The organism is Pantoea septica, from assembly GCF_002095575.1.
In the GTDB taxonomy this organism is placed as follows: Bacteria; Pseudomonadota; Gammaproteobacteria; order Enterobacterales; family Enterobacteriaceae; genus Pantoea; species Pantoea septica.
This window is the reverse complement of the sequence record NZ_MLJJ01000066.1, coordinates 1-6,225: the sequence shown is the minus strand read 5'-3', so window position 1 is coordinate 6,225 and position 6,225 is coordinate 1. Positions and strand designations below refer to the sequence as shown.

The 6,225-nt window shown below is 50.5% G+C and carries 3 protein-coding genes and 2 pseudogenes; 2 read left to right on the top strand and 3 right to left on the bottom strand.

Annotated elements, in window-relative coordinates; translation table 11 throughout:
• Positions 1-218: transposase (locus HA46_RS20315; RefSeq protein ID WP_143807695.1), on the bottom strand; the 218-nt coding region annotated here is incomplete at its 3' end.
• A gap of 237 nt (positions 219-455) precedes the next feature.
• Between HA46_RS20315 and HA46_RS20310 the strand changes: the two genes are divergently transcribed.
• Positions 456-2,486: an alpha-amylase gene (locus HA46_RS20310; protein WP_048785050.1), complete on the top strand. Its 2,031-nt coding sequence runs from the start codon at positions 456-458 to the stop codon at positions 2,484-2,486.
• Positions 2,487-2,669: 183 nt separating this feature from the next.
• Here HA46_RS20310 and HA46_RS20305 read toward each other — a convergent pair.
• A pseudogene (locus HA46_RS20305) lies at positions 2,670-2,950 on the bottom strand (IS3 family transposase); the annotation flags it as partial.
• Positions 2,951-3,319: 369 nt separating this feature from the next.
• Between HA46_RS20305 and HA46_RS20300 the strand changes: the two are divergent.
• A protein-coding gene (locus tag HA46_RS20300) for an IS3 family transposase (RefSeq protein WP_143807696.1) occupies positions 3,320-4,527 on the top strand; the annotation gives its coding sequence in 2 pieces (ribosomal slippage) (positions 3,320-3,641 and positions 3,641-4,527; 1,209 coding nt in all).
• 1,052 nt (positions 4,528-5,579) lie between these two features.
• Here HA46_RS20300 and HA46_RS21405 read toward each other — a convergent pair.
• A pseudogene (locus HA46_RS21405) lies at positions 5,580-5,675 on the bottom strand (ISNCY family transposase); the annotation flags it as partial.
• Positions 5,676-6,225 lie beyond the last annotated feature (550 nt).

The window sequence follows — 6,225 nt, the reverse complement described above, 5'->3', positions numbered from 1 at the left end:
CCGACAGCATCAGGTTTACTGACTGAACGTTGTATTTCATCGGGCAAAAGGTGGCTGTAGCGCTGGCGCCATGTAAACAACAGATTGTCATTAATCCCGTGCTCTCTGGCCAGTTGGGCCATGCAGGCTCCAGGCTGATAAGATTTTTCGACAAGTTCCAGTTTAAAGTCCATGGAGTAAGACGCACGAACCCTGCGGGGACGAAGAGAATCTGACATTGATAGAGTCCATTAACGTTTATAAGAGGACTCTATCATCGTCAATCACCGGAAATTTCAACAGACGGTACTGAGATGACGCTTACGTATATATTTCCCAGAGCGTAATCCTGCTTGCTTGTTTTTGATCACTATTACTCACCCCTTTTCATCCTCCCAGGAAAACTGCACCCGGGAGGAGTTCATAGGACCAGCGGAGAGGCACACTTAAAAAAACCACACAGGAAGGATCCCGTAATGAAACTCGCTGTGTTTGCGTCGTTGTTGGTCCCCGGGATGGTCTTTGCCGCCTGGACCACCGCTGATTTCCCTGCCTTTACCGAAGAAGGCCCTGGTCGCTTTATCAGCCAAAAAGTAATTGAAAAGGGTACCCGTCCACTGCAACTTAATGTTGATCAGCAATGCTGGCAACCTACAGGGCCAATCAGGCTCAACCAGATGCTTTCGATGGAACCCTGCCACAGCCCGCCACCACAGTGGCGCATTTACCGGGATGGCCTGTATAACCTGGTGATCGATACCCGTTCCGGCACTCCGACGATGATGATTTCGCTGGAAGAAAAAGCAAGCAGCTCTGCTGCGGTATCTGTACGCCAGTGTCCTAAGTGGGATGGTAAACCTCTGACTATTGATGTCAGTAAAACTTTCGCCGAAGGTAGCAAGGTGCGTGACTTTTACAGCGGCAACATCGTTACTGTCAGTGGCGGCAAAGTCACGCTGCAGCCTGCTCCCGGCAGCAACGGTTTATTGCTGCTCGAACGGGCCAGCACAGACGCTGACGCTCCCTTCAACTGGCACAATGCCACCGTCTATTTTGTACTGACTGATCGCTTCGCTAACGGTAACCCGGCCAATGATAATAGCTATGGCCGTCACAAGGATGGTATGCAGGAAATAGCCACCTTCCACGGGGGTGACTTGCAGGGGTTAAGCAGCAAACTGGATTATCTGCAACAGCTTGGTGTTAATGCCTTATGGTTAAGTTCGCCGCTGGAACAAATTCACGGCTGGATCGGTGGTGGTACCAAAGGAGACTTCCCGCACTACGCCTATCACGGCTACTACACACAGGACTGGACGAAGCTGGATGCTAACATGGGTACCGAAGACGATCTGCGTCATCTGGTAGACGAGGCCCATAAACGCGGGATCCGCATTTTGTTCGATGTGGTGATGAATCATACCGGATATGCCACCCTTGCTGATATGCAGGAATTTCAGTTTGGAGCCCTGTATCTGAAAGGCGATGAACTGAAAAAGACACTCGGTGAGCTCTGGACTGACTGGATACCAGGTAAGGGCCAGACCTGGCACAGTTTCAACGACTATATCAACTTCAGCGATAAAGCAGGCTGGGAGAAATGGTGGGGTAAAAAGTGGATCCGAACCGATATTGGCGACTATGACAGTCCCGGTTATGACGATCTGACGATGTCGCTGGCTTTCCTGCCAGACCTGAAAACCGAATCGAAGGTAGCCTCAGGCCTGCCTAACTTCTATCACCTCAAACCGGACACGGCAGCAAAAGAGATCCCTGGCTATACACCACGTGACTACCTGACCCACTGGCTGAGTCAATGGGTACGTGATTACGGTATCGACGGCTTCCGTGTGGATACCGCCAAACATGTTGAACAGGACGCCTGGCAGCAATTGAAAACGCAAGCCAGCGCAGCGCTGGCAGAGTGGAAAAAGGCCCATCCTGATAAAACACTCGATAATGCACCATTCTGGATGACTGGCGAATCCTGGGGCCATGGGGTGATGGAGAGCGAGTATTACCGCCACGGTTTTGATGCGATGATCAACTTCGATTATCAGGATGAGGTGGCGAAAGCTGCCAACTGTATGGCGAATATCGACCTCACCTGGCAACAGATGGCTGATAAGCTACAACGCTTTAATGTGATGAGCTATCTCTCATCCCATGATACCCGCCTGTTCCGCGAAGGCGGCAGCACAGCGGCAGAACTATTGCTGCTTGCGCCGGGTACCGTACAAATTTTCTATGGTGATGAATCGTCGCGGCAATTCGGTCCCACCGGATCCGATCCAATACAGGGTACGCGTTCGGATATGAACTGGCAGGATATCAGCGGGAAAGCTGCGAGTAACGTTACTCATTGGCAGAGAATCGGCCGGTTTCGTGCACGCCATCCTGCTATCGGGATGGGAAGACAAACAACCTTATCTCTTCCTGGTGGTTACGGTTTCGTACGTGAAAAGGGCGACGATAAAGTGATAGTGATTTGGGCAGGGCAGCAATAGAAATAGTGTGATGAAGCTACGTAGCTACCGCTTGACGTTCAAGACGGTAGCTACGGGCGAGGTGCGGTCCGGGGCATATGCGGATATGCTATTTAACATAATAATGATTTTGAGTAGTCATGTATACCATTGATATTCAACTAGTAATGTCCGCCTGGGAGATGCGGATGTTTTCCCGGACTGTTATGTTGTGATCCCCAGATGCTGCCGGTACTTCACCGAACTCATTGCACCTAATGATTATTTTGATTCGACTCTCGTTATACCAGCGTATGCACTTGTCCAGGCGGCACATAAAATATTCCAGCGCTGTGCTCGAACAGTTCCTTCGGTAGTACATTTCATTTGTGTACCCGCCCGAAGAAGCCTTTACACGCCGCATTATCTGACGAGCAACCTTTGCACGGCATGGATCTTATAAGACCCGATACATTGATACGATCCAGCCAGTCCGGCCACCGGTAAGAGATGCAAGTAGTGACGCAGCCCATATGCTGAAAGAGACGCTGGAGCAATTCTTAAGGCAGGAAATGGCTAAAGTTAAGAAAATTTCCTTACAGAAAAAACGACATTATTCCACCAGCCTTAGCAAAAGGATTTTATTGTGACAACGTCTGCTGCCATCTCAAATTATCTGGGGCGATCTGAGTAATCTTCCTGTAAGGAATTGAAATCTTCATTAACTTTCCGTCCATTTTCTGAGATTTTTTCACTTTATCATCACGATGAGGCAGCAGACCTCTGATGTAGCCCCCTGAAACACCAGACAGTAGCTGTATCTCCAGATAAGAGATAGGCTTGAATATATGTCTAACACTAACACCAATTTTGAGATGACCGGGATCCTGTTAGGGCAAGAAGTCCGTAAACGTAAAACTCCTCAGGAGAAGATCGCCATTATCCAGCAGACGATGGAGCCGGGTATGAATGTCTCCCATGTCGCCCGCCTGCATGGTATCCAGCCCAGCCTGCTGTTTAAGTGGAAGAAGCAATATCAGGAAGGCAGCCTCACCGCCGTTGCGGCTGGAGAGGAAGTCGTTCCTGCTTCTGAGCTTACTGCTGCTCTGAAGCAGGTCCGGGAGCTTCAGCGCCTTCTGGGCAAGAAGACGATGGAAGTTGAGATCCTGAAAGAAACCGTGGAGTACGGTCAGTCGCGAAAATGGATAGCGCACGCGCCCTTGTTGCCAAAGGACGGGGAATAGCCATGGTCAGCCGGACCATGGGCGTGTCGCGTGCGCAACTGTCACTGCGGATTAACCGTTCTGCCGACTGGCAGGACAGGCGCTGTAACCGGCGTAATGAAGAAGCAGACGCAGAAATACTGTCGGCTATCCTCAACATTATCAGCGATATGCCGAGTTATGGTTATCGACGCGTGTGGGGCATCCTGCGCAAGCAACGTCGCACAGAGGGACAGCCACCTGTGAATGCCAAACGGCTTTACAGGATAATGAGCGAGCATAACCTGTTGTTGTTGCATCACAAACCAGAGCGACCGAAGCGTGAACATAAGGGCAAGATAGCGGTGGCAGAAAGCGATATGCGCTGGTGTTCAGATGGCTTCGAGTTCGGCTGCGACAACGGCGAAAAACTGCGGGTAACGTTCGCGCTGGACTGCTGCGACCGTGAGGCCATAGACTGGGCAGCAAGCACGGGAGGCTATGACAGTTCGACCGTGCAGGATGTGATGCTGAGGTCGGTGGAAAAGCGCTTCGGCGACAGGCTGCCCGACACAGCGGTGCAGTGGCTGACGGACAACGGTTCAGCATATACCGCGCATGAAACGCGGAGGTTCGCCAAAGAGCTGAATCTGGAGCCATGTACAACAGCGGTGAGCAGCCCGCAGAGCAATGGCATGGCCGAACGGTTCGTGAAGACGATGAAGGAAGACTATATCGCGTTCATGCCGAAACCGGATGTGAGAACAGCCCTGCGAAACCTTGCAGCGGCGTTCACGCATTACAATGAAAATCACCTGCATAGTGCGCTGGGATATCACTCTCCGAGAGAATACCGGCGGCAGCGGGCATCGTTAACTTAAGATACAAAAGCTGTCCGGAAATGGCGGGTCAAGATCATACAGTCAAAGCCCAACTGCGTAATGTTACCCATTTATTTGCGATGCGATTAACGTGTAACACAGACGCCTGATATAAAGACGAGCAGCAGGCTGAGGCGGAAATCCGCGACAACCCACATTAGGTGGTACTGCTCACCGATTGGGGATTTGTACAGCGGCTCAGGAAGTGGTTTGCGCCGACGCGCGCGCGTGGGATATAAAGAACGAAGACACTGTCTACAGATACATAAGCCAAGCCGTGGCGCGTACCGGTGTGATGTTTTCCATCCTGCCGTTCACGCCTAAGAACTTTCTGGACTCTTTTGTGATGCATCTAGTGCAGCGCTAGGTGCCGCAAAGGTGACCCATACTCAGATGGGCCACAAGGACGCGAAGTCTACCAAATGGTATACATGGATATTAGCGCTGGACGTCATCCGCTAGCTCAGGGTGCGGTTGTCCATGGATCTTGGAAAGGCTAGCCAGCTGCTCATGCTTGGCTCCCCGGTTTTTTCGGATTTTCAGACAGGCTGAGGCAGCCTGCAGCGCTGCCTCCGTAAAAATTTATCCAATAAAGTAAGTAAGGGCTATCTGACTCAAGTACAAATTCCCCAGAATCGGTACCGACAAAAAGTTGCACACTGCACTTTTTGTATTACCTTCCTGAAGAATAATTTATGACCCGTTCAGAACTCAAACTTGCCTTCCAAGCACGCTGCCGCGAAGTCCTTGCAACACGATACAGCAATAAGGTCTATTCCATATGCTGGTTTCCTGATAAGTGACCCTGAACATGTTTAGCGCGCTGCAAGAGAAGCGGCAGAATGGCATTATCGCTGGTATCCGCAGGAGCAGCATGGTGGAAGACAGTTTCATCCGCAGCCTCAAATTCTGAACGCCATAGTGCTGTTTGTCAGGCGGGGAATAACGGCCAGGTTTTGAACGGATGGAAAAGGAGATCAGTGACGAACCAGATATTCCTCCTAGTGTCCTTGCATGCGTCCTTTCTCAATGCCCTTCTGCTTGAACTGCTATGCGATGGCCATGAGTACGTCTCTGTGTTGTGGCACACGCTGTGCCAGTTCGCTAACAAAAACTTCAGATTCAGCCGATTCTTTCGCCTGCAGTAAACCCGTCGATGTTCTTCGCCTTTATGTAGGCTGAACATGGAATACTGAACAACACGATTGTCGCAGCTGTTGTGTTCGTTAAGATCGTTTCCATGGTAACCAGCGGCATGACAATAAGTCTGGTCGATATGTTCCCGGCAGAGATGCGCGCCTCCGCCGGTGCGATGGCCTATAACACTGGCACTGCCTTGTTCGGCGGCACGGCACTACTGATAGGCACAGCGTTGAGCAGCTGGTCAGGCAGCGCGTTGATACTTGTCTGTTATGTTGCGGCGGTGGCTATATTGTCGTTTATTTCGATTGGGTTATTTTAGATTTTCGTACAGATACCCTACCTCCCCCAATCCTTCCCTGCCGGGGGTACAACGCTAAAAGAGCCGATGGCACAGCTTGTTAAAAGATGGTGAGTTGTATTTTTATTTCTCGCTTGATGCGAAGTTAAATACCTGAAGCAGGGATGCTCCAAAAATTATGCTTAATTTATAGTCGGTTAACCTAGAACCTTCAATGTATCTACTTTCATGGAAAGGGTATCTACTTTCATGAAAAG

What these genes read in the sequence shown, in the direction of transcription:
- HA46_RS20310 (WP_048785050.1), top strand. Translation starts at nt 456, where the DNA reads ATGAAACTCGCTGTGTTTGCGTCGTTGTTGGTCCCCGGGATGGTCTTT.